20 protein-coding genes are annotated in these 18,098 nt (G+C 67.3%); 8 read left to right on the top strand and 12 right to left on the bottom strand.

What is annotated here, in order from left to right; genetic code table 11:
- Positions 1 to 49 precede the first annotated feature (49 nt).
- Positions 50 to 1,873, top strand: coding sequence for an ABCB family ABC transporter ATP-binding protein/permease (locus AX702_RS06255; RefSeq protein ID WP_066777607.1), 1,824 nt, complete (start codon positions 50 to 52; stop codon positions 1,871 to 1,873).
- Positions 1,874 to 1,885: 12 nt separating this feature from the next.
- On the opposite strand, the gene AX702_RS06250 is transcribed toward AX702_RS06255, so the two are convergent.
- On the bottom strand, positions 1,886 to 2,158 hold the full coding sequence (locus AX702_RS06250; protein ID WP_066777604.1) for a GNAT family N-acetyltransferase: 273 nt from the start codon (positions 2,156 to 2,158) through the stop codon (positions 1,886 to 1,888).
- Between the two features lie 86 nt (positions 2,159 to 2,244).
- Between AX702_RS06250 and recQ the strand changes: the two genes are divergently transcribed.
- From recQ to AX702_RS06235, 3 genes are all read left to right on the top strand, one after another.
- Positions 2,245 to 4,011: a DNA helicase RecQ gene (gene recQ / locus AX702_RS06245; RefSeq protein ID WP_066777603.1), complete on the top strand. Its 1,767-nt coding sequence runs from the start codon at positions 2,245 to 2,247 to the stop codon at positions 4,009 to 4,011.
- A gap of 176 nt (positions 4,012 to 4,187) precedes the next feature.
- A complete protein-coding gene (locus tag AX702_RS06240) occupies positions 4,188 to 4,622 on the top strand; it encodes a TIGR01244 family sulfur transferase (RefSeq protein ID WP_066777601.1) in 435 nt (144 codons plus the stop codon).
- A complete protein-coding gene (locus AX702_RS06235) occupies positions 4,619 to 5,014 on the top strand; it encodes a hypothetical protein (protein ID WP_066777599.1) in 396 nt (131 codons plus the stop codon). The genes AX702_RS06240 and AX702_RS06235 overlap by 4 nt, the downstream gene beginning before the upstream one ends.
- A gap of 17 nt (positions 5,015 to 5,031) precedes the next feature.
- Here the strand turns inward: AX702_RS06235 and AX702_RS06230 are convergent, their stop codons facing one another.
- The gene (locus AX702_RS06230) at positions 5,032 to 6,624 is read right to left on the bottom strand and encodes a cisplatin damage response ATP-dependent DNA ligase (protein WP_066777596.1); all 1,593 of its coding nucleotides are present in this window, start codon (positions 6,622 to 6,624) and stop codon (positions 5,032 to 5,034) included.
- Positions 6,625 to 6,674: 50 nt separating this feature from the next.
- On the opposite strand from AX702_RS06230, the gene AX702_RS06225 reads away from it, so the two are divergent.
- The gene (locus AX702_RS06225; RefSeq protein ID WP_066777593.1) at positions 6,675 to 7,541 is read left to right on the top strand and encodes a metallophosphoesterase; all 867 of its coding nucleotides are present in this window, start codon (positions 6,675 to 6,677) and stop codon (positions 7,539 to 7,541) included.
- A gap of 16 nt (positions 7,542 to 7,557) precedes the next feature.
- Here AX702_RS06225 and AX702_RS06220 read toward each other — a convergent pair whose 3' ends face one another.
- Both AX702_RS06220 and AX702_RS06215 read right to left on the bottom strand, forming a co-directional pair.
- Positions 7,558 to 8,055, bottom strand: a complete 498-nt coding sequence (locus AX702_RS06220) for a Dps family protein (RefSeq protein ID WP_066777590.1) — start codon at positions 8,053 to 8,055, stop codon at positions 7,558 to 7,560.
- A 91-nt stretch (positions 8,056 to 8,146) separates the two neighbouring features.
- Entirely contained in the window at positions 8,147 to 8,701 is a 555-nt protein-coding gene (locus AX702_RS06215; protein ID WP_231731749.1) for a TMEM165/GDT1 family protein, read from the bottom strand.
- Positions 8,702 to 8,992: 291 nt separating this feature from the next.
- Here AX702_RS06215 and rpmG point away from each other — a divergent pair, with 291 nt between their 5' ends.
- The gene (gene rpmG / locus AX702_RS06210) at positions 8,993 to 9,160 is read left to right on the top strand and encodes a 50S ribosomal protein L33 (RefSeq protein WP_007407030.1); all 168 of its coding nucleotides are present in this window, start codon (positions 8,993 to 8,995) and stop codon (positions 9,158 to 9,160) included.
- A 172-nt stretch (positions 9,161 to 9,332) separates the two neighbouring features.
- Here rpmG and AX702_RS06205 read toward each other — a convergent pair whose 3' ends face one another.
- The 7 genes from AX702_RS06205 to AX702_RS06175 form a co-directional block, all read right to left on the bottom strand.
- Complete coding sequence (locus tag AX702_RS06205) at positions 9,333 to 10,058, bottom strand: GIN domain-containing protein (RefSeq protein ID WP_156455378.1); 726 nt, start codon at positions 10,056 to 10,058, stop codon at positions 9,333 to 9,335.
- Between the two features lie 17 nt (positions 10,059 to 10,075).
- On the bottom strand, positions 10,076 to 10,798 hold the full coding sequence (locus AX702_RS06200; RefSeq protein ID WP_066777575.1) for a head GIN domain-containing protein: 723 nt from the start codon (positions 10,796 to 10,798) through the stop codon (positions 10,076 to 10,078).
- Positions 10,799 to 10,851: 53 nt separating this feature from the next.
- The gene (locus AX702_RS06195; RefSeq protein ID WP_197420507.1) at positions 10,852 to 11,574 is read right to left on the bottom strand and encodes a GIN domain-containing protein; all 723 of its coding nucleotides are present in this window, start codon (positions 11,572 to 11,574) and stop codon (positions 10,852 to 10,854) included.
- A 154-nt stretch (positions 11,575 to 11,728) separates the two neighbouring features.
- Positions 11,729 to 12,262, bottom strand: coding sequence for a CarD family transcriptional regulator (locus AX702_RS06190; protein WP_066777570.1), 534 nt, complete (start codon positions 12,260 to 12,262; stop codon positions 11,729 to 11,731).
- Positions 12,263 to 12,613: 351 nt separating this feature from the next.
- Positions 12,614 to 12,955 carry a ferredoxin FdxA gene (gene fdxA, locus AX702_RS06185; RefSeq protein ID WP_066777567.1) on the bottom strand — a complete coding sequence of 114 codons (342 nt, stop codon included), beginning with the start codon at positions 12,953 to 12,955 and terminating at the stop codon, positions 12,614 to 12,616.
- A 63-nt stretch (positions 12,956 to 13,018) separates the two neighbouring features.
- On the bottom strand, positions 13,019 to 13,327 hold the full coding sequence (locus AX702_RS06180; protein WP_443026285.1) for an RNA-binding S4 domain-containing protein: 309 nt from the start codon (positions 13,325 to 13,327) through the stop codon (positions 13,019 to 13,021).
- On the bottom strand, positions 13,320 to 15,794 hold the full coding sequence (locus AX702_RS06175) for a helicase-related protein (protein ID WP_066777561.1): 2,475 nt from the start codon (positions 15,792 to 15,794) through the stop codon (positions 13,320 to 13,322). The genes AX702_RS06180 and AX702_RS06175 overlap by 8 nt, the downstream gene beginning before the upstream one ends.
- A gap of 217 nt (positions 15,795 to 16,011) precedes the next feature.
- Between AX702_RS06175 and AX702_RS06170 the strand changes: the two genes are divergently transcribed.
- Positions 16,012 to 17,463: a M23 family metallopeptidase gene (locus AX702_RS06170; RefSeq protein WP_331710381.1), complete on the top strand. Its 1,452-nt coding sequence runs from the start codon at positions 16,012 to 16,014 to the stop codon at positions 17,461 to 17,463.
- 215 nt (positions 17,464 to 17,678) lie between these two features.
- The gene (locus AX702_RS06165) at positions 17,679 to 17,963 is read left to right on the top strand and encodes a hypothetical protein (protein ID WP_066777554.1); all 285 of its coding nucleotides are present in this window, start codon (positions 17,679 to 17,681) and stop codon (positions 17,961 to 17,963) included.
- Positions 17,964 to 18,014: 51 nt separating this feature from the next.
- Here the strand turns inward: AX702_RS06165 and AX702_RS21540 are convergent.
- On the bottom strand, positions 18,015 to 18,098 hold an 84-nt coding region (locus AX702_RS21540; RefSeq protein WP_156455379.1), incomplete at its 5' end, for an NAD(P)/FAD-dependent oxidoreductase.

Genomic DNA, 18,098 nt, shown 5'->3' with positions numbered 1-18,098 from the left:
GTTCGCTTGCCCATTGCGCCGGCGCGACCGCACCCCGACATAGGTCGCAATGCCACCGTCCGATCCTACCGGGCGCAGCGTTGATCGCCCGCTTGGGCCGACGCTTCGCCGATTTCTCCCCTATCTCTGGCCCGCCGATGCGCCGGGCATGAAGCTGCGTGTCGTCGGCGCCATGGCGCTGGTGATCGTGTCGAAGCTGGTCCAGGTTTATGGCGCGCCTTTCGCGCTGCAAGGCGCCGTCGACGGAATGGCGACAATCCCGCGCTCGCCAACCACGCTCGTGGTTCTGCTGGTGCTGGGCTATGCGGCCGGCCGCTTCGGCGCCACCTTGTTCGACAATTTGCGCAACACGGTGTTCGAGAAGGTCGGGCAGGAGGCGACGCGCCGCCTTGCTGCCCAGGTGTTCCGCCACCTGCATGACCTGTCGCTCCGCTTTCACCTGGAACGGCGCACCGGCGCGGTCACCAAGGTGGTCGAGCGCGGCACCAAGAGCATCGACACGATGCTCTATTTCCTCCTCTTCAACATCGCGCCGACGGTGCTCGAGCTCAGCCTGGTACTCGGCATCTTCTGGGTGAAGTTCGGCTGGCCGCTGGTCGCGGCTACGGTCTTGATGGTTGCCGTCTACATCTGGTTTACCCGGATGGTGACGGACTGGCGCGCGAGCTTGCGCGAACGGATGAACGATCTCGACGCCGGCGCGGTAGCCCATGCCGTGGATTCGCTGCTGAACTTCGAGACCGTGAAGTATTTTGGCGCCGAGGAACGCGAGGCACGGCGCTACGATGCAGCCATGTCCGCTTATTCCCGGGCAGCAGTGAAGTCGGAAAACAGCCTGGCCTGGCTGAACATCGGCCAGGCGGCGATCACCAACCTGATGCTGGGCGCCGGCATGGCGTTCGTCGTCTGGGGCTGGGCGCAGGGCCGCTTTTCGGCGGGTGACGTGGTGCTGGTGTCGACCCTGCTCTCGCAGCTCTTCCGCCCGCTTGACCTCCTCGGCATGGTCTATCGCACGATCCGCCAAGGCGTGATCGACATGGGGTCCATGTTCGATCTCGTCGACACGCCATCCGAAGTGGTCGACGCGCCCGGCGCGCGGGCGATCGAGGTCAGCAGCGGGCACGTCCGCTTCGAGAATGTGCGCTTCGGCTATGAGCCTGAGCGCGACATATTGAAGGGGATCGACCTTGATATCCCCGCCGGCGCGACGGTGGCAGTGGTCGGCCCATCGGGCGCGGGCAAGTCCACGCTCGCGCGGCTGCTCTACCGCTTCTACGATCTTACCGGCGGGCGGATCACGATCGACGGCCAGGATATCGCCGCCGTATCCCAGGCGTCACTGCGCGCTGCGATTGGCATCGTGCCGCAGGATACGGTGCTGTTCAATGATACGATCGGCTACAATATTGCCTACGGTCGCGAAGGTGCCGGCGAGGCCGAGATCCGCGCGGCGGCGCGCGGCGCGGCGATCGCCGGCTTCATCGAGGCGCAGCCCGACGGTTATGACACCCGCGTCGGCGAACGCGGCTTGAAGCTGTCGGGTGGCGAAAAGCAGCGCGTGGCGATCGCGCGTACCCTGCTCAAGAATCCGCCGGTGCTGATCCTAGACGAGGCGACGAGCGCGCTCGACAGCCGGACGGAAGCGGACATCATGGCGACGCTGGAGGCGATCGAACGTGGCCGCACCACCATCGTCATCGCCCATCGCCTGTCCACCGTGGTTCATGCGGACAAGATCGTCGTGCTGGAGGCCGGCCGCGTCGTCGAGCAAGGCACCCACAACGATCTGCTCCGCGCCGGCGGCACCTATGCCGAACTATGGGCCCGCCAGGCGAACGAGCGGCGCGAGGCGGAGGAAGAGGTCGCCGAGTAACCCCTGCGGACGTCAGGCGAGGAGGTCGCGATACGCCGGATGCTTGGCGATGAACGCGGCCACGAACGGGCATTGCGCCACCACCTTCAGCTTCTGATCGCGCGCGCTGTCCAACGCCGCGCGGATCAGCTTGGAGCCGACGCCTCGCCCCTCGATCTCCTTGGGGACGACCGTATGGGTGAAGACGATCCGATCGCCTTCCCGCTGATAGGCGGCGACCGCGCGATAGCCGTCCAGGTCCAGCTCGAATTCCTGTTCGGCCCGATTGTCTCGTACATTGTTCATGGGATGATCCTAGCCGATCGCGGCGCCGGATGCACCGGAACTCCGCCGGTTGCCGCTGCGATCCAGCGGGCCTAGAGCCAAGCGGAATGGCTGTTGATCCCGTTCCCGCCCTCCAGAAGCTGTTTGGTTTCCCCGATTTCCGCGGTGTGCAGCGCCAGGTGGTGGATCGGGTGCTGGCCGGGCAATCGACGCTCGCGGTGATGCCGACCGGCGCCGGCAAGTCGCTGACGTATCAGCTTCCCGCCACCATGCTGGACGGCACTTGCATCGTCGTGTCGCCGCTAATCGCATTGATGCATGATCAGCTTCGCGCCGCAGAGGCGGTGGGGATCCGGGCGGCCACCCTCACCAGCGTCGACGAGAACAAGGCCGAGACGCGCGGCCGTTTTCTCGATGGCACGCTGGACCTCTTGTACGTCGCGCCGGAACGCGCCTCGACCGCGGATTTCCGCGAGTTGCTCGATCGAGGGCGTGTCGCGCTGTTCGCCATCGACGAGGCGCACTGCGTCAGTGAATGGGGCCATGATTTCCGGCCCGATTATCGCCTGCTCCGACCATTGCTCGACCGCTACGGCGATGTGCCGCGGCTGGCGCTGACCGCCACTGCCGACGAACACACCCGCGCCGACATTCTTGAACAGCTCGGGATCGGCGCGGACGGAATGATCGTCGCCGGCTTCGATCGGCCAAACATTCGCTATGCCATTTCCACGCGCGACAATACGACGCGGCAAATCGCGGATCTGATCCGCGACACGCCCGGCCCCGGCATCGTCTATGCCCAGACCCGCGCCGGAACGGAGAAGCTGGCCGACGCGCTGCGCACCGCGACTGGCCGCCCGGTGCGCGCCTATCACGCCGGGCTGGACCCTGAGGTCCGCCGCCGCAACCAGGCGAAGTTCGTCGAAAGCGAGGACATGGTGATCGTCGCCACGGTCGCCTTCGGCATGGGGATCGACAAGCCGGACGTACGGTTCGTGGCGCATGCCGGCCTGCCAAAGTCGATCGAGGCCTATTATCAGGAAACCGGCCGTGCGGGGCGCGATGGCGATCCCTCCGTCGCGCATCTCTTCTGGGGCGCGGAGGATTTCGCCCGCGCGCGCCAGCGTATCGCCGAGCTGGATCCGCAGCGCCAGCCGGGCGAGCGTGCCCGCCTCAATGCGCTGGGCGCGCTGGTCGAGACGGCGGGATGCCGCCGCCGCATCCTGCTGGCGCATTTCGGCGAGCATCCGCCCGAACGCTGCGGCAATTGCGACAATTGCCTGTCGCCGCCCGCGGCGGTCGACGCGACCGAGACGGCACGCAAATATCTCTCCGCCGTATTCCGAACGGGGCAAAGCTTCGGTGCGACCTACATTGAAACGGTGCTGACCGGAAAATCCTCCGACCGCAGCCTGATGAACGGACATGAGGCGCTGTCGGTATGGAACATCGTATCGGGCGATGAAGCGGCGCTGCTGAAACCGGTCGGCCGCGCGCTCCTGCTGCGCGACGCGCTGCGGACCAATCCGCACGGCGGGCTCGAGTTCGGCCCTGCCGCCCGCGCGCTGATAAAAGGCGAGGACACGCTCTCGCTGGTGGTTCCGCCCAAGCGCGAACGACGGCGGCGCGGCGGCGACGCGGCACCCAATCCGGTCGGCGATGCACTGTTCGAGGCGCTGCGCACCCGGCGGCGGGAGCTGGCGCAGGAGGCCGGCGTGCCGCCCTATGTCATCTTCCATGATTCGGTGCTGCGCGAAATGGCGGCGCGACGCCCCGGCTCGCTGTCCGCGATGGCGCACCTCACCGGAGTCGGACAGCGCAAGCTGGATGCCTATGGCGAGGCGTTCCTCCGCGTGATTCGCGAGAACTAGGCCCCTCCCAAAATCGCGCGTCATCCCCGCGCAGGCGCGTACCATAGGCGAAGGTCCACCGGAGGAGCGGCGACCGCAGCGGCCCTGTTTCGCCGCTTTTGCGGCAATTACGGAGGAGGGTAAATTCAGCCGGCGAACCGGTTCTCCCCCGCGCCAACCTGCGCTATCTGCGCATCATGCTCGACATTCGCCGTATCGATGATCGTATCTCCGTCGCCCCGCAAATTGACCCGGAAGATATCCCCGCGATCAAGGCGGCTGGGTTCGTCGCCATCGTCAACAATCGCCCGGACGGCGAGGAAGATGGCCAGCCCGGCGGCGATGCGATCCGCGCCGCGGCGGAGGATCATGGCCTGTCCTATACCGCGATCCCGATCACCCATGCCGGTTTTTCGATGCCGCAGGTAACCGCGATGATCGACGCGCTGGGTGCCGCGAACGGCCCGGTGCTGGCCTATTGCCGCTCGGGCACGCGCTCCTGTAACCTGTGGGCCTTGTCGCAGGCCGGGCTTGGCGGCGATGCGGACGCGCTGACTGCCAGCGCACGCGGTGCGGGCTATGACATCACGGGCCTGCGCCCGCTGATGGACGCGGTGGCGCCTCCCAAATGATCGGGATCCTGGCGGGCGCGGCGCTCGCCACGGTGATCGCGCTGGGCACTGCGGCCTTCTGGCTGCTGCGACGCGGCGGGGGCAGTCGCCTCCATACGCCCGAAGAGGCAATGCAGGCCGCCGGCGAAGCGCTCACCGGCTTCGTCCCGCTCTCGGCAGCGGTTGGGCGCGATGGACAGGCGGCGCTCGTCTTCGGAGAAGGCCTGCGGGTCGCGGTCGTCAAGATGCGCCGCGCCGACGCGGCCGCGCGCGAGATCGTCTGGGGCGATGTGCGCGCCACGCGCGAGGGGCTTTTGGTGGCTACCGGGGACTGGCGGCTCGGCACGGTGCTGATCGCGGAAGTCGACAATCTCGATGTCCGCCGCCTCGCACCGCAACTGACCCGCGGCTAATCCGCCCACGCGCCGGATCAGGTCACCAGCCGCTGCAACGCTGCCAGCGTATCCGCCTCCGCCGCCGGCTTGTCCGTCCGGATGCGCGAGATCCGGGGAAAGCGCATCGCCACGCCCGACTTGTGCCGCTTGGACGCATGGATCGAATCGAACGCCACTTCCAGCACCAGCGTCTTTTCAACCTCGCGTACCGGGCCAAAGCGGTTGAGCGTGTGCGTCCGCACGAACTTGTCGAGTTGCCGCAGCTCCTCGTCAGTGATGCCGGAATAGGCCTTGCCCACCGGCAGCAGCTCGCCGTCCTCGGTCCAGCACCCGAACGTATAATCGCTGTAAAAGGACGATCGCCGCCCGTTGCCGCGCTGCGCATACATCATCACGCAATCGGCGGTCAGCGGATCGCGCTTCCACTTGTACCACAGGCCAGCGCGCCGACCGGGTACATAGGGCGCGTCCCGCCGCTTCAGCATCACGCCTTCGATCGCCGCATCGCGCGCGCCGGCACGGATGCCTTCAAGCTCGGTGAAATCCTCTGCCTCGATCAGCGCGCTGACGTCGAAGCGGTCCGGGTTCAGCCGCTCGGCGAAGAGCTCCAGCCGCGCCCGGCGCTCATGCCACGGCAAAGCGCGCAAATCCTCCGCCCCGTCGAACAATATGTCGTACAGGCGAACGAAAGCGGGCGCCTCGTCCAGCATCTTGGGCGAAACCACCTTGCGGCCCAGCCGCTGCTGCAGCGCGTTGAAGCTCGCGGCGCCGCCGCCTTCCTCCAGCGTGCCGCCCTGCGCCTCGCCGCGCACCAGTAGCTCGCCATCCACCACGCCATGTTCGGCGAAGGCGGATGCGACGTCGGGAAAGGCGCGGGTCACATCATCGCCGGTGCGGCTGTAAAGCCGCGTCTCGCCGGCCAGATGAACGATCTGCACCCGGATGCCGTCCCATTTCCATTCCGCGGCATAATCGGAAAGGTCGACGCGCAGGTCCTCCAGCGGATGCGCCAGCATGAAGGGGCGGAACACCGGCACATTGTCCGCCGTCGGCTGCTCGCCGCGCCCCTCGGCCCAGGCGAACAGGCTGGCGTAGGGCGGCTCGATCCCGTGCCACACCTCCTCCACCGCATCCACGTCGATGCCGAACGTATCCGCCAGCGCCTGTTTGGCAAGCCGCGCCGAGACACCGACGCGCAGCGCACCAGTCGCCATCTTCAGCAGCGCAAAGCGCTCCTCGGCATCCAGTACGTCCAGCATCTGCGCCAGCGCGCCCGGCGCCTCGCTGCGCGACAGGTGCATCAGCCGGTCGATCACCCTCGCCACCGACAGCGGCTCGGGCTTGTCCGGGAGATCGGGCGCCGGCCACAGCAGGGCGATGGTTTCCGCCGAATCGCCCACGAAGTCGCGGCTCATGCGATACAGCACGGGATCGACCCGTTCCTCGATCAGCCCCCGGATCACCGCCGGCTTCACCCCGGCAATGTCGAGGTCGCCCGTGAGCGCCGCCATCGCCCAGCCGCGGTCGGGATCGGGCGTGGTGCGGAGATAGTCTCCGATGAGCTTTAGCTTCGCGTTGCGCGAGCGGGTGTAGATCAGCGAGTCGAGTAGCTGCGCGAAGGCGTGCATGGATGGTGCAACGCTTGGCGTGGCCGATGCGCTCCGGCTAGCGAGCATTGATGACTCGCGCGCTCCGCACCACGCTCCTGATCCTGTTGCTGATCGCTATCGCCGGCGCCGGGCTGATCGTCTATGCCTGGCGCGAGGCGCATGGCCCTGCCGTGGTGCGGCGCGGCTCGATCGCGCTTCCCGATTGGCCCGCCGGCGCGCCGCCGATCACGGTGGCGCTGGCGAGCGACATCCATGTCGGTGGCGGCGCCATGTCGCCCGCGCGGCTCGTGCGGGTGATGGATCAGATCGCGGCCGAACGCCCGGACCTCGCGCTGATCGCCGGTGACTTCATCCATGGGCATGATGCGCAAACGGCGCACGCGGCGGCGCCGGCGCTCACCCGGGCCTTCCGCCGGCTCCGCCCGCCGCTCGGGACGATCGCCGTACTCGGTAATCACGATAATGACAGCGATCCGGCCGGCGTGACGGCCGCGCTTCGCAGCGCTGGTGTCACCGTGCTGGAAAATGTCGCGGTGCGCCGCGGGCCTTTGGCGGTAGGCGGCGTGGGCGACGACTATAGCGGCCATGATCGATTGGCGGAAACGGCGCGACAGCTACGCGCGCTTCCCGGCGCGCGCCTGCTCCTTACGCACTCCCCGGATCTCGCACCGGAAATGCCCGCTGACATATCGTTGCTGCTCGCCGGGCACACCCATTGCGGCCAGGTGGTCCTGCCGCTGGTTGGCGCCTTATGGATACCGGCGCGCCATGGCCGTCGCTACGCCTGCGGGATCATCCGCGAGGGGCGGCGAACGGTGGTGATCGGTGCCGGCCTCGGCACCAGCATGTTGCCGCTGCGGCTGGGCGCGCCACCGGACATTTGGCTGCTTCGGCTGCACGGCACGCAGCGGCCGGCGCCCGGCGCCAGCCGCTGAGCATATCGGGCGCGCCTCAGGCCTTGCGGCTCGCCTCGAACAGGAACCAGGCACGCTCCTCCGCCTGATCGGTCCATTCGTCCACGATGCCGCTGGTGGCATTGTCCTTCGCCGCGTCGGCGGCGTCCTTCACCACGCGGAAACTTTCCACGAGCTTCAGATTATCATCACGCAATTCACTCAGCATCTCGTCCGCCGGGACGAACTCGCGATCATTGTCGGTGATCGTCTGGCGCCGCGAAATGTCTCCGATCGAACGCAGCGTCACATTGCCCGTCTTGCGCACACGCTCCGCGATGGCGTCGGTCACACCCAGGATCTGCGTCGCCTGATCGTCCAGCAACAGGTGATAATCCCGGAAATGCGGGCCTGAGACATGCCAGTGGAAGTTCTTGGTCTTGAGGTACAGCGCATAGCAATCCGCCAGCGCGGCGTTCAGCGCGTCGGCAACCGATCGGGTGTCGTTGCGGCGCAGATCGGACGGGGTCTTCAGGTCGGGGGCAATATCGGACACGGTTGGGCGCTCCAGAAATTAGGCTTCGTTGCGTTAACGGTTCGATCGCGGAATCGCTCCCGACGCATCCGACCTCCCGCCCATATTTGCCTCAGATCAGCCGCACCGCCGACAGGCCGATGACGATCCCCGCCACGCCCAGCACCAACGCGGAGACAAGGCGGATCGCGCGCTGCGGCAGCGCAAGCCATTGGCGTTCCCCCATCAGCGTCGCGGGGATGGTGATCGCCAGCGCGCCGATCGTCCCGCCGACCGCCGCCAGCCAGGGCAGCTCGCTCCGCACGGCGAGCGCCAGGACGATGAACTGCATCCGATCGCCGAAGATCATGATCGCCAGGCCGAGCGTGCTCGTGCCCGGTGCTCCCAGGCGCCATCCCTCCAGCCGATCCGGCGATCGGGAGCGGATGGTGGTGCTCAGCGCGGCCAGCACAAGGGCGAGCGCCAGTAGCAGCAGGCGCGCTTCCTGGGACAACAGCGGGGCAAGGATAATCGCCCCCACCACACCCAGCGCGTAATTCCCGGCGAGCGCGACGGCGGTAGCGCCGATCACGACCGCCGGTACGCGAAATCGATCGGCGAGAATCGACGCCAGCCACGGCGTTTTGTCGCCGGCCTGGCATATCGCGCCCAGCACCAGGGCTGCCATCAGCGCGTCCATGGGCGCCGATCAGATCCGGCGTGCGCGGCCCGCCGCCCGCAGCGCGGCGAGCACATCCCTGCCTTGTTGTTGCTCACGCATAATCCCCTTATGCAGACGCCATGCGGCACGGGCTACTCGGGCGTCGGTTCGCTCGTGCGGGATCGGCATGAAGGCGCCGTTAAAGCCGCCCTCGGCTTGACTTTCCGACGATGATCCTGCATGCGCCCGCCTCTGAAAGCGGCGCGCCCACGCTCGCCGCTATTTTTTGTTTCGCTTCAAGAACAGGATTCGCGGGTCATGGCAAAGCCGACCACCGTCAAGATCAAGCTCGTCAGCTCGGCTGACACCGGCTTCTTCTATGTCACCAAGAAGAACCCCCGTACCAAGACGGAAAAGCTGAGCTTCAACAAGTATGATCCCGTCGTGCGCAAGCACGTCGAGTTCAAGGAAGCAAAGATCAAGTAATCCGACGTGATCGGCGAACGCGCACGAACTGCGTTCGCCGACGGTATCGGATTGCTCCCTTGCGTCGGCGCCGACGGTGATTCGTGCTCAGTCACGGTCCGCTGAATCGGCCTGACGAACGCAGGCGCTTCACGCGGAACGGCATCAGCCCCGCCCGATCGGGCGGCTGTGGCTATTTGCGCGTCCCGCAGACCACTGGCCCGCCCGCCGCCGCGCGCACGGTACATTTCGCCGGCCCGGTGATGATGACCCTGCCCAACCCGGTCGTGCTCACCTGCGCGGTTTGACGCGCCATTGCCGTGGTTTCACCCAGGCCGTTCAGCTGTACCGTCAAATCTTTCACCGCCAGTTTGGCCGCGTCGATGGTGCCGGTTCCGTCGCTGCTCAGCCGCGCCCGATTCGCCTGCCCGGCGACCGTCAGCGCCCCGGAGCCCAGCAGCGATGCGGTGAACTGATCGGCCTCGATCCGGTCGATCGTCAGGCTGCCGGCACCATGAACGGCGACCGCCACCTGCTGCCCGGCCATGCGATTGACGGTGGTGCGCGCCCCGGCGGCCACTGCCAGATTGCCCAGGCGCGGCGTGGAAAGGGTGATGATCGCCGCCGCGGCATTGGCGTTGGCGAATCGCTCGCCCCAACCGCCCGAGCCCATCCGAACGGTTAGGGTCGCGCCATTCACCGCGATCGCAACCCGCTCGATCAGGTCGCGATCGCCCTTGATCGTCGCGCCCGGCGAAGCGCCGGTGACGATCCGCACCTCAAAGGGGCCGTCAACGCGTACCCGCTCGAAACTGCCGACGGAGACGACCCGATCCGCCGCTGCCGCTGGCACAGCCGCCAGGAGCAGCGGAAGACATAAAAAGCGCGCGATCATGGCGCGGCCAGTCGCACCAACCACCAGCCGCGCGCAAGGGCTCAGCCGCCGCAGCGCACGTCGCCAGCGCCGACCTTGGTGATCTCGCACTTCGCCTGCGGGCCGAGGTCAACATCGCCCGCTCCCATGATGGCCACTTTGGCGGGTCCGTTCACCACCGCGCGGACGTTGCCAGCTCCCGCGATGTTCACATCGGCACTGGCGGCACGCAGCCCCGCCGCCTCCACGTCGCCAGAGCCCGCGATGTTCACCGCCAGCGCGTCTGCCTCGCCGGCCGCCTTCGCACTGCCAGAGCCGGCGATCGAAAGTTCAAGCTGGTCGACGCCCACTCGGCCGAGGTCCAGCGTGCCCGAGCCCGCGATGCTGCCGTCGAACTTGGCGCCCTCGATCCGGTCCACCGCAATGTCGCCCGATCCTGCCAGCCGAGCCGCCTCGATACGCGGCATGGTAACGTAGATCTTTACCGAGCCCGAGCTCCAGTTGATCCCGCTGCCCTGCCGGGTGATCAGCAGGCGGTCGCCATCCTTGGCGATCTTCACGCGCGAAAGCACGTCGGGCTCGCCCTCCGCCCGCACGGAGAATCCGGTTCCGACGCGAACGTCCACGTCGTCAGGCCCGCGCTGGTCGATGCTGGAAAAGTCAGCGACGGCATAGCTGCGCTCGTTTCCGCTGCCGGTGCCGGCAACGCCGGGCGTATCGTCATCGCCCGACCAGACGCCACATGCCGCCAACGGGATCAAGAGAGCCAAAGCCGAACCGCGCATAACATCCTCCTGTGTATTGCTACACTAATACACGCGGCGGCGTTCGGCAAGTCTCAGCCGCCGCAGATCGCCCGGCCGCTTCCTGCACGCCGCACGGTGCAGCGCGCGCCCTTGCCCAGATCGACCACCCCACTGCCGGCCAGCGACACGGTGGCGGGGCCATCGACCAGGGCGCGCACGCGGCCCGATCCGGCGGCGGAGACGGTGGCGCTCCTTGCCCGGAGATCAGGCGCGGCGAACCTGCCGGATCCGCTATTGCGCACTGTCAGGCGCTCGGCGCGGCCCGCGGCTGAAATGTCGCCCGATCCGCCGATCGATACCGCCAGGTCGCCGACTGCCACCGTGCCGAGCGACAGGCTGCCCGATCCGCCCACGCTGGCGCGCAGGCTCTCACCCGTCACCCGGTCCACCGTCATCCGGCCGGAGCCCCCGATGCTGGCACTCGCCAGTCGGGGCATGGTGATGCTGACGCGGACCTGCTGATCCGCCGCCGAACGGTTGTTGCGCCAATTGTTGCGCGGGCGAATGCTGAGCGCTCGCCCTTCGCGATCGATCTTCAGGCGCGCCACCGCCTCTGCCGGCCCGTTGACACGCACCGACCAGGATGGGCCGACCCGCACGTCCACCGTGGCCGAGGTGCCAAGCCCGACACTGTCGAAATCGCCAACACGATAGATCAGCGCATCCCCCTCCCGCTGCCCGGCGATTTCTTCTGCCTGGGCGCTCGTCGCCGCGACGCCAAGCATGAGGGTGAGCAGATAGGCCGTCGGACGCATGATCATCTCCCTGGTGTATTTGTCGCCTAATACACCTTGCGAACTACAGATGTAAACACAAGAAGGCGACGGGCACGAAAAAGGGGCGGCCCCAGCGGGACCGCCCCTTTTCGATCAGACGATCAGGTGCAGGAGCCAGAAGCCCCGCGCGGCATCAGGCCGGCACCTTGTCCTTGTTGTAGATCGCCGCAGCCTGGCGGAGGATCTCGAGGATCTTCTCCTGCGCGGCCGGCTCGTCGATCTGCTCCATCGCGGCAAGCTCACGGGCGAGACGGCTGCAAGCCCCCTCGAAGATCTGCCGCTCGGAATAGCTCTGCTCGGGCTGGTCATCGGCACGGAACAGGTCGCGGACCACTTCGGCGATCGACACGAGGTCGCCCGAGTTGATCTTCGCTTCATATTCCTGCGCGCGGCGCGACCACATGGTGCGCTTGACCTTAGGCTTGCCCTTCAGCGTTTCCATCGCTTCGCGCATCGTCTTGTCCGACGACAGCTTGCGCATCCCCACGCTCTCGGCCTTGTTGGTCGGCACGCGAAGCGTCATTTTTTCCTTTTCGAAGCGCAGCACGTACAGTTCGAGCTGCATGCCGGCAATTTCCTGTTTCTGCAGCTCGATCACACGGCCGACACCGTGCTTCGGGTAAACAACATAATCTCCGACGTCGAAATGCAGCGCCTTGGCAGCCATAGGAACCGGATCCTCCGGGTTGAATCACGCCATCGGCACAACCATACGGACGTTTCCGCCCGCCTGAGCCCATCCATCATGACGTGAAGGGTTAGCGTCTCCAGCGGACGCGCTAGGTCAATGCGTCCGTCACGGGAGTATATAGCAGAGTTGCAACAATATTACCAGCGCAGATGAGTCAGTATCGCTGGCATATCTGCGCTTTCCCATGGTCGTGCATGGACCATGTGGTTCACTCGGCTGGATCGGCCGGCGGGATCGACATGTATCAGCCATCAGGCTGGCACTGCGCGGCCCGTCGATCAATGGCGGGCTTTACCTATGGAAATGAGGTTGCCGGGCAGCCGCCGCTCAATCCCCGGTGCCGGGTTCGGCGGAGAAATACTTGTCGTACTTCCCTTCCTCGCCCTTGTGCTCGTCGGCATCGGCCGGCGTCTGATCGAGCTTGCGCGTGACATTGGGCCACTGACCGGAGAAGGTGGCGTTCAGTTCCAGCCACTGTTCCAGACCGTTTTCCGTATCGGGCAGGATCGCCTCGGCCGGGCATTCGGGCTCGCACACGCCGCAATCGATGCATTCGCTTGGATTGATGACGAGCATGTTCTCGCCCTCATAGAAGCAGTCGACCGGACACACCTCGACGCAATCCATATATTTGCAACGGATGCACGCGTCGGTGACGACATAGGTCATGGCCGGCAAAACTCCTTCGATCGGCAGACTGGGGGCCGCTGCTATTCGGGCCGCCTGCCAGCGTCAATCGCCGTCGCTCTTCTGCGATTCGTTCGCGGCGACCGCGCCTGCTTCCAGATCACGATAGCACAGCCGCGCCTCGGGCGCAGGTCCGCGGCGCTGCGGCAGGGCCTCGACGCGCAGGACGTGCACCGATCCCGCCTTGAAGAAGGTCAGCACATTGCCGATTCGCACCGGCGCATGGGCCCGGTCGACGGGCCGCCCGTTGATGCGCAGCCGCCCGTCCACCGCCATTGCCTGCGCCACCTCGCGCGTTTTGGCGAGTCGCGTGAACCACAAGAAGCGGTCCAGGCGCATGCTCGCGTCAGTCAAAGGCCAGCTCCGCCAGCGCGGCAAAGGCGTTGTCGGGTCGCGGCCGCGCCACCTTGGCCGCCGGTCGCCCGCGCCATGCCCAGCGGCCTTCCGTAGCGGGGCGGAAACCCAGTTCCACCATCAGCCGCGCAACCGTCCCCGGCTCCAGCCCGATGGAGGTGGCGAGCGCCGGATCGGGCAGGAAGGGCGCACGCGCACCTTGGCCCTTGGGGCGGGCATCATGCGCCGATCGCGCGATCCGCTCCACCAGGTCGACGCGCACCGCCTGTGCCCCCAGCGGGCGAAAGCCGGCGGCAAGCGTCGCACCGCGCGCGCCCCGCGGCAGCACCGTCGCTCCCTCGCGCGGCGCATCGGGCACCTGCGCGCCCGCCGCCGCCAGCACCGCCTCGCGCCACGGTCGCGCGCGCTGCTTCAGCAATCGGGGATCGAACAGGTCAAGCGCGCCGATCGTCACGCCTGCCTTGCGCAGCCGATGCCGGTCATGCGGCGTCAGCGCCTCCACCGCGCCGCGCACCGGCAGCCGCTGCGCCAGCCCGCCGCCAGCCTCGATCGCGGCGGCGACACTGCGCAGCGCGGGCGTGGCCGCCGCATCGCGCGCCATCTCGGCCAGCGTCGCCAGTACGGGAAGCTGTGCCTTCACGGCATCATCCACCCATGCCTGGATTCGCGCAGTCACCGAGCGGCGCAGCGCGGGGTCGAGGCAATCGAGCGCCTCGTCCAGCTGAACGGCCGGCCGCGCCAGCGATCGCCCGCGCACCAGCCGCGCGACCGGATGGTCCTGCCAAATGACGGTACCGCCGTCGGTCAGCGCGAAGGCCGCATTCTCCGCCTGGCTCAGCGCCTGGCCACGCGCCGCACGCTCGCGCGTCAGCTGCTTTTCCGCCGTCGCCAGCAACAGGCGCTTGTCCGACGCGCGCGCATCGGGCGCCACGACGAAGCGAAAGCCCTGGAGATGCCCGATCGAGTGCGTGTCGATCGTCACTTCGCCCTCGGCGCCGATCTCCACCGGCAGCGCGCCCGCGCCAGCTCCGATCTGTTTCATCAGCACGCTGGTTCGCTTGTCTACGAAGCGCTGCGTCAGGCTGGTGTGCAGCGCATCGGACAGCCGCTCCTCCACCGCCATGGTGCGCGCCGCCCAATGCTGCGGATCGGCCAGCCAGTCACCCCGCTGCGCGATATAGGCCCAGGTACGGATCGCGGCGACGCGGCCGGCGATGATCTCCACATCGCCGTCCACCCGATCGAGCCGCGCCACTTCGTCGGCAAACCATTGGTGCGGCAGATATCCTTCGGAAAGATGCCCGAACACGCGGGCAACGAAGCGGGCATGCGGCTCCACGCCCAGCTTTTGGAAATCGGGAATGCCGCATACCGCCCACAGGCGATCCACCTGCCCGCGCGCCTGTGCCCGGATCGTCGGATCCTCGGCCAGCCGGCGCAGCACGGCAAGGTCGACCGATTCGGGCGCGGCGCGAAGCGTCTCATGCTGCGGCGGCGCGCTGAGTGAGGCGAGCAGCGAATCGATGCTCGACAGGTCAGGATCGCCATCGCGCCAGAACATCCAGTCCAGCGCGGGGAAGCGATGCGCCTCGATCGCCAGCACCTCCTCGGGCAGGAACGCTTCCGGCCCCTCCTCCGCCACGGCTCCGAACGTGCCGTCGCGCTGGTGCCGCCCCGCGCGCCCGGCGATCTGCGCCATTTCGGAAATGGTCAGCCGCCGCCGGCGCCGTCCGTCGAACTTGTGCAGCCCGGCGAACGCCACATGCGCCACATCCATGTTGAGGCCCATGCCGATCGCATCGGTCGCGACCAGGTAATCCACCTCGCCCGCCTGAAACATCGCGACCTGCGCGTTGCGGGTGCGCGGGGAAAGCGCGCCCATCACCACCGCCGCCCCGCCGCGCAGCCGGCGTAGCATCTCGGCGACGGCATAGACCTCCTCGGCGCTAAAGGCGACGATCGCCGATCGCCGCGGCAGCCGGCTGATCTTCTTCGCCCCGGCATAGGAAAGGTCGGAAAAGCGCGGTCGCTCCACGATCTCCACGCCCGGCACCAGGGATCGGACCACCGGCTTCAGCGCGGCCGAGCCGAGGATCATGGTTTCCTCGCGCCCGCGCGCGTGCAGCAGCCGGTCGGTGAACACGTGCCCCCGCTCGGCATCCGCGCCAAGCTGCGCCTCGTCGATCCCGACAAAGGCGACGTCGCGATCCACCGGCATGCTTTCGGCCGTGCACAGGAACCAGCGCGCGTCCTTCGGAACGATCCGCTCCTCGCCGGTGATCAGCGCGACGCGGTCCGCGCCCTTCATGGCCACCACGCGATCATAGACCTCCCGTGCCAGCAGCCGCAGGGGAAAGCCGATCATTCCCGATGAATGCGCGACCATCCGCTCGACCGCGAGGTGGGTCTTGCCGGTATTGGTCGGCCCCAGAACCGCTGTGACGCGGGCGTTGTCGTGGCGAGCCATGGTGGGGACAACATCGGGCGACAGCCGCCGCGAATCAACCGTTCCCTTCCGGCGCAGGTGCCGAACGGTTCGGCGCAACGCGGCCGCTAAGCCGCCGGGTTAATTTGACTTTAGGGTCTTGCCGCCACAACGCTCGGGCCTGCGCCGGGGGTGGATCGGCGAATTGTTGCGTTTGGGAGCGCTCATACTCGCCGTGTTCTTGCGAGAGCAGCCTGGGTTGGAACTGGCCGGTGGCGCGGGTGCGCGCGGGTTCGGCCGTGCCGTCGCGCCGACGCGCGACCTGTCCTGGCGCGATCATCTGCGCAGCACGCTTCACGAGGTGGAGTGGGTTCCCGATCTCGGCGCCCGCATCGGCAGCGGCACCTGGTGGCGCGGGCTTGCCACGTGCACCGGCCTGATCGCCGCCGCATTGCTGACCGCGCCGGGCATTCAGCCGATCCCCGGCTTCATTACCACCACCATGACCTCGGCGGAGCGGGAGGAAGCGCGCACGCTCTCCATCGCCCCGCTCGGCCTTGGCGCTTCCACCGGCCGACGCATGGCCGCCAACGATCTGGTCCGTCCACTGGCCGAGACGCCGGAGCGCCCGATCATCGAACTCACCGCAACGCTGGGCAGCGGCGACAGCTTCGGCGCGGCGCTGCAACGCGCCGGTGTCGGCCGTAGCGATGCGGCGCGCGTCGCGGATCTGGTCGCGGGCGAGGTGGCGCTGGGCGATCTGAAGCCGGGCACCGTGCTCGACCTGACGCTCGGCCGTCGGCACGATCGCCGCGCCGCCCGGCCGCTGGAAAAGATCGCCTTTCGCGCGCGCTTCGATCTCAACCTCGCCGTGCATCGCCAGGGTGACGGGCTGACGCTGGAGCGGCGCCCGATCGCCATTGATCGCACGCCGCTGCGCATCCAGGGGCTGGTCGGCTCCAGCCTTTACCGCTCGGCCCGCGCCGCCGGCGCCCCCGCCAAGCTGGTGGAAGCCTATATCAAGACCATCGCCGCCCGCACCTCGATCGGCGCGATCGACGCGAGCGACCGGTTCGACATCATCGCCGATCACGCCCGCGCCGCGACGGGAGAGGTTCAGGTTGGCCAGCTGCAATATGCCGGTCTGGATCAGGGCCGAAAGAAGCTGCGCCTCGTTCGCTGGGAGGATGGCGACGGCAATGGCGGCCAGTTCTGGGATGCCAATGGCCAGGCCGAGCGCCGCGGCTTCATGGGCATGCCGGTCGCCGGTCGCGTCTCCTCCACTTACGGCATGCGCCGCCATCCGCTGCTCGGCTTCCTGCGCATGCACAAGGGGATGGATCTCGCCGCCCCACACGGCTCGCCGATCTACGCTCCCATTGAGGGCCGCGTGGTGATGGCCGGCCGCAACCGCGGCTACGGCAATTTCGTGAAGCTCAATCACTCGGGCGGCGTCTCGAGCGGCTATGGCCATATGAGCCGCATCGCCGTGCGCCCCGGCCAGTCGGTGTCGCGCGGCCAGGTGATCGGCTATGTCGGCTCCACCGGCCTGTCCACCGGCCCGCACCTCCATTGGGAAGTGTGGAAGAACGGCAAGACGGTAAACCCGCGTTCCATCTCCCTGTCGAGCGTCGCGACGCTCTCCGGCCAGAAACTGCGCGCGTTCAAGGCAAAGGTCGCGAACCTGCTGGCGGTACCAGCGGCGAACTGACGGGCGGGCGGGATCGGCCCGCCCACGCCGCGAGACATAGCGCTGGCGGCGCCCAATCCCCGTCATTCCCGCGAAGGCGGGAATCCGAAAACGCAGCGCCCGCTTCTCTCGTGAGGCCCAAAGTTTATGGGTCCCCGCCTCCACGGGGATGACGATGGAGAGAGTGGCAGAAGTCGCCCAATAGCGGACGAAGAAGAACGTGCTACGCTACAGCTATGACTATAGAAGCCATGCTCATTGCCGGGGTTGTTGTCGGGTTGCTGATCGGGCTTTTCTCGCCGAACGGGCGCGTTGGCTGCACCATCCTATGGATCGTCCCTATCGCCATGATCGCTTACGTCGCCTTCTGGCAATGGCAGCATCCTGAAAGTTTGCGTTCGACCAGCGCGCTGGATTTCATGTTTGGACCCCTGTGGCCCAGCCTCGGTGCGAGCGCGGGCTACGTGGTTGGTGGCGGCCTGCGCTTTCTCGTTCGCCGCTCAACGGGGACGGGCAGCTAACCTCCCGATCGCGGTTATCCGGAAATCAGCAATCCTCTCCCGAGTATCCCGCTACACCGCCTGCCCCGCCGCCCAGCCGCTCGCCCAGGCCCATTGAAAGTTATATCCGCCCAGCCAGCCGGTAACGTCCACCGC

This window comes from Sphingomonas sp. CCH5-D11 (genome assembly GCF_001557395.1).
Taxonomy (GTDB): domain Bacteria; phylum Pseudomonadota; class Alphaproteobacteria; order Sphingomonadales; family Sphingomonadaceae; genus Sphingomonas.
Note: the sequence above shows the minus strand (reverse complement) of the source record. Positions and strands in the feature narration are given on the sequence as shown.

Coding starts and splice junctions, on each gene's coding strand:
- AX702_RS06250 (WP_066777604.1), bottom strand. CDS start 2,158: ATGAACAATGTACGAGACAATCGGGCCGAACAGGAATTCGAGCTGGAC.
- rpmG (WP_007407030.1), top strand. CDS start 8,993: ATGGCAAAGCCGACCACCGTCAAGATCAAGCTCGTCAGCTCGGCTGAC.
- AX702_RS06225 (WP_066777593.1), top strand. CDS start 6,675: ATGACTCGCGCGCTCCGCACCACGCTCCTGATCCTGTTGCTGATCGCT.
- AX702_RS06195 (WP_197420507.1), bottom strand. CDS start 11,574: ATGCGTCCGACGGCCTATCTGCTCACCCTCATGCTTGGCGTCGCGGCG.
- AX702_RS06240 (WP_066777601.1), top strand. CDS start 4,188: ATGCTCGACATTCGCCGTATCGATGATCGTATCTCCGTCGCCCCGCAA.
- fdxA (WP_066777567.1), bottom strand. CDS start 12,955: ATGACCTATGTCGTCACCGACGCGTGCATCCGTTGCAAATATATGGAT.
- AX702_RS06175 (WP_066777561.1), bottom strand. CDS start 15,794: ATGGCTCGCCACGACAACGCCCGCGTCACAGCGGTTCTGGGGCCGACC.
- recQ (WP_066777603.1), top strand. CDS start 2,245: ATGGCTGTTGATCCCGTTCCCGCCCTCCAGAAGCTGTTTGGTTTCCCC.
- AX702_RS06215 (WP_231731749.1), bottom strand. CDS start 8,701: ATGGCAGCCCTGGTGCTGGGCGCGATATGCCAGGCCGGCGACAAAACG.
- AX702_RS06190 (WP_066777570.1), bottom strand. CDS start 12,262: ATGGCTGCCAAGGCGCTGCATTTCGACGTCGGAGATTATGTTGTTTAC.
- AX702_RS06200 (WP_066777575.1), bottom strand. CDS start 10,798: ATGCGCGGTTCGGCTTTGGCTCTCTTGATCCCGTTGGCGGCATGTGGC.
- AX702_RS06230 (WP_066777596.1), bottom strand. CDS start 6,624: ATGCACGCCTTCGCGCAGCTACTCGACTCGCTGATCTACACCCGCTCG.
- AX702_RS06235 (WP_066777599.1), top strand. CDS start 4,619: ATGATCGGGATCCTGGCGGGCGCGGCGCTCGCCACGGTGATCGCGCTG.
- AX702_RS06165 (WP_066777554.1), top strand. CDS start 17,679: ATGACTATAGAAGCCATGCTCATTGCCGGGGTTGTTGTCGGGTTGCTG.
- AX702_RS06255 (WP_066777607.1), top strand. CDS start 50: ATGCCACCGTCCGATCCTACCGGGCGCAGCGTTGATCGCCCGCTTGGG.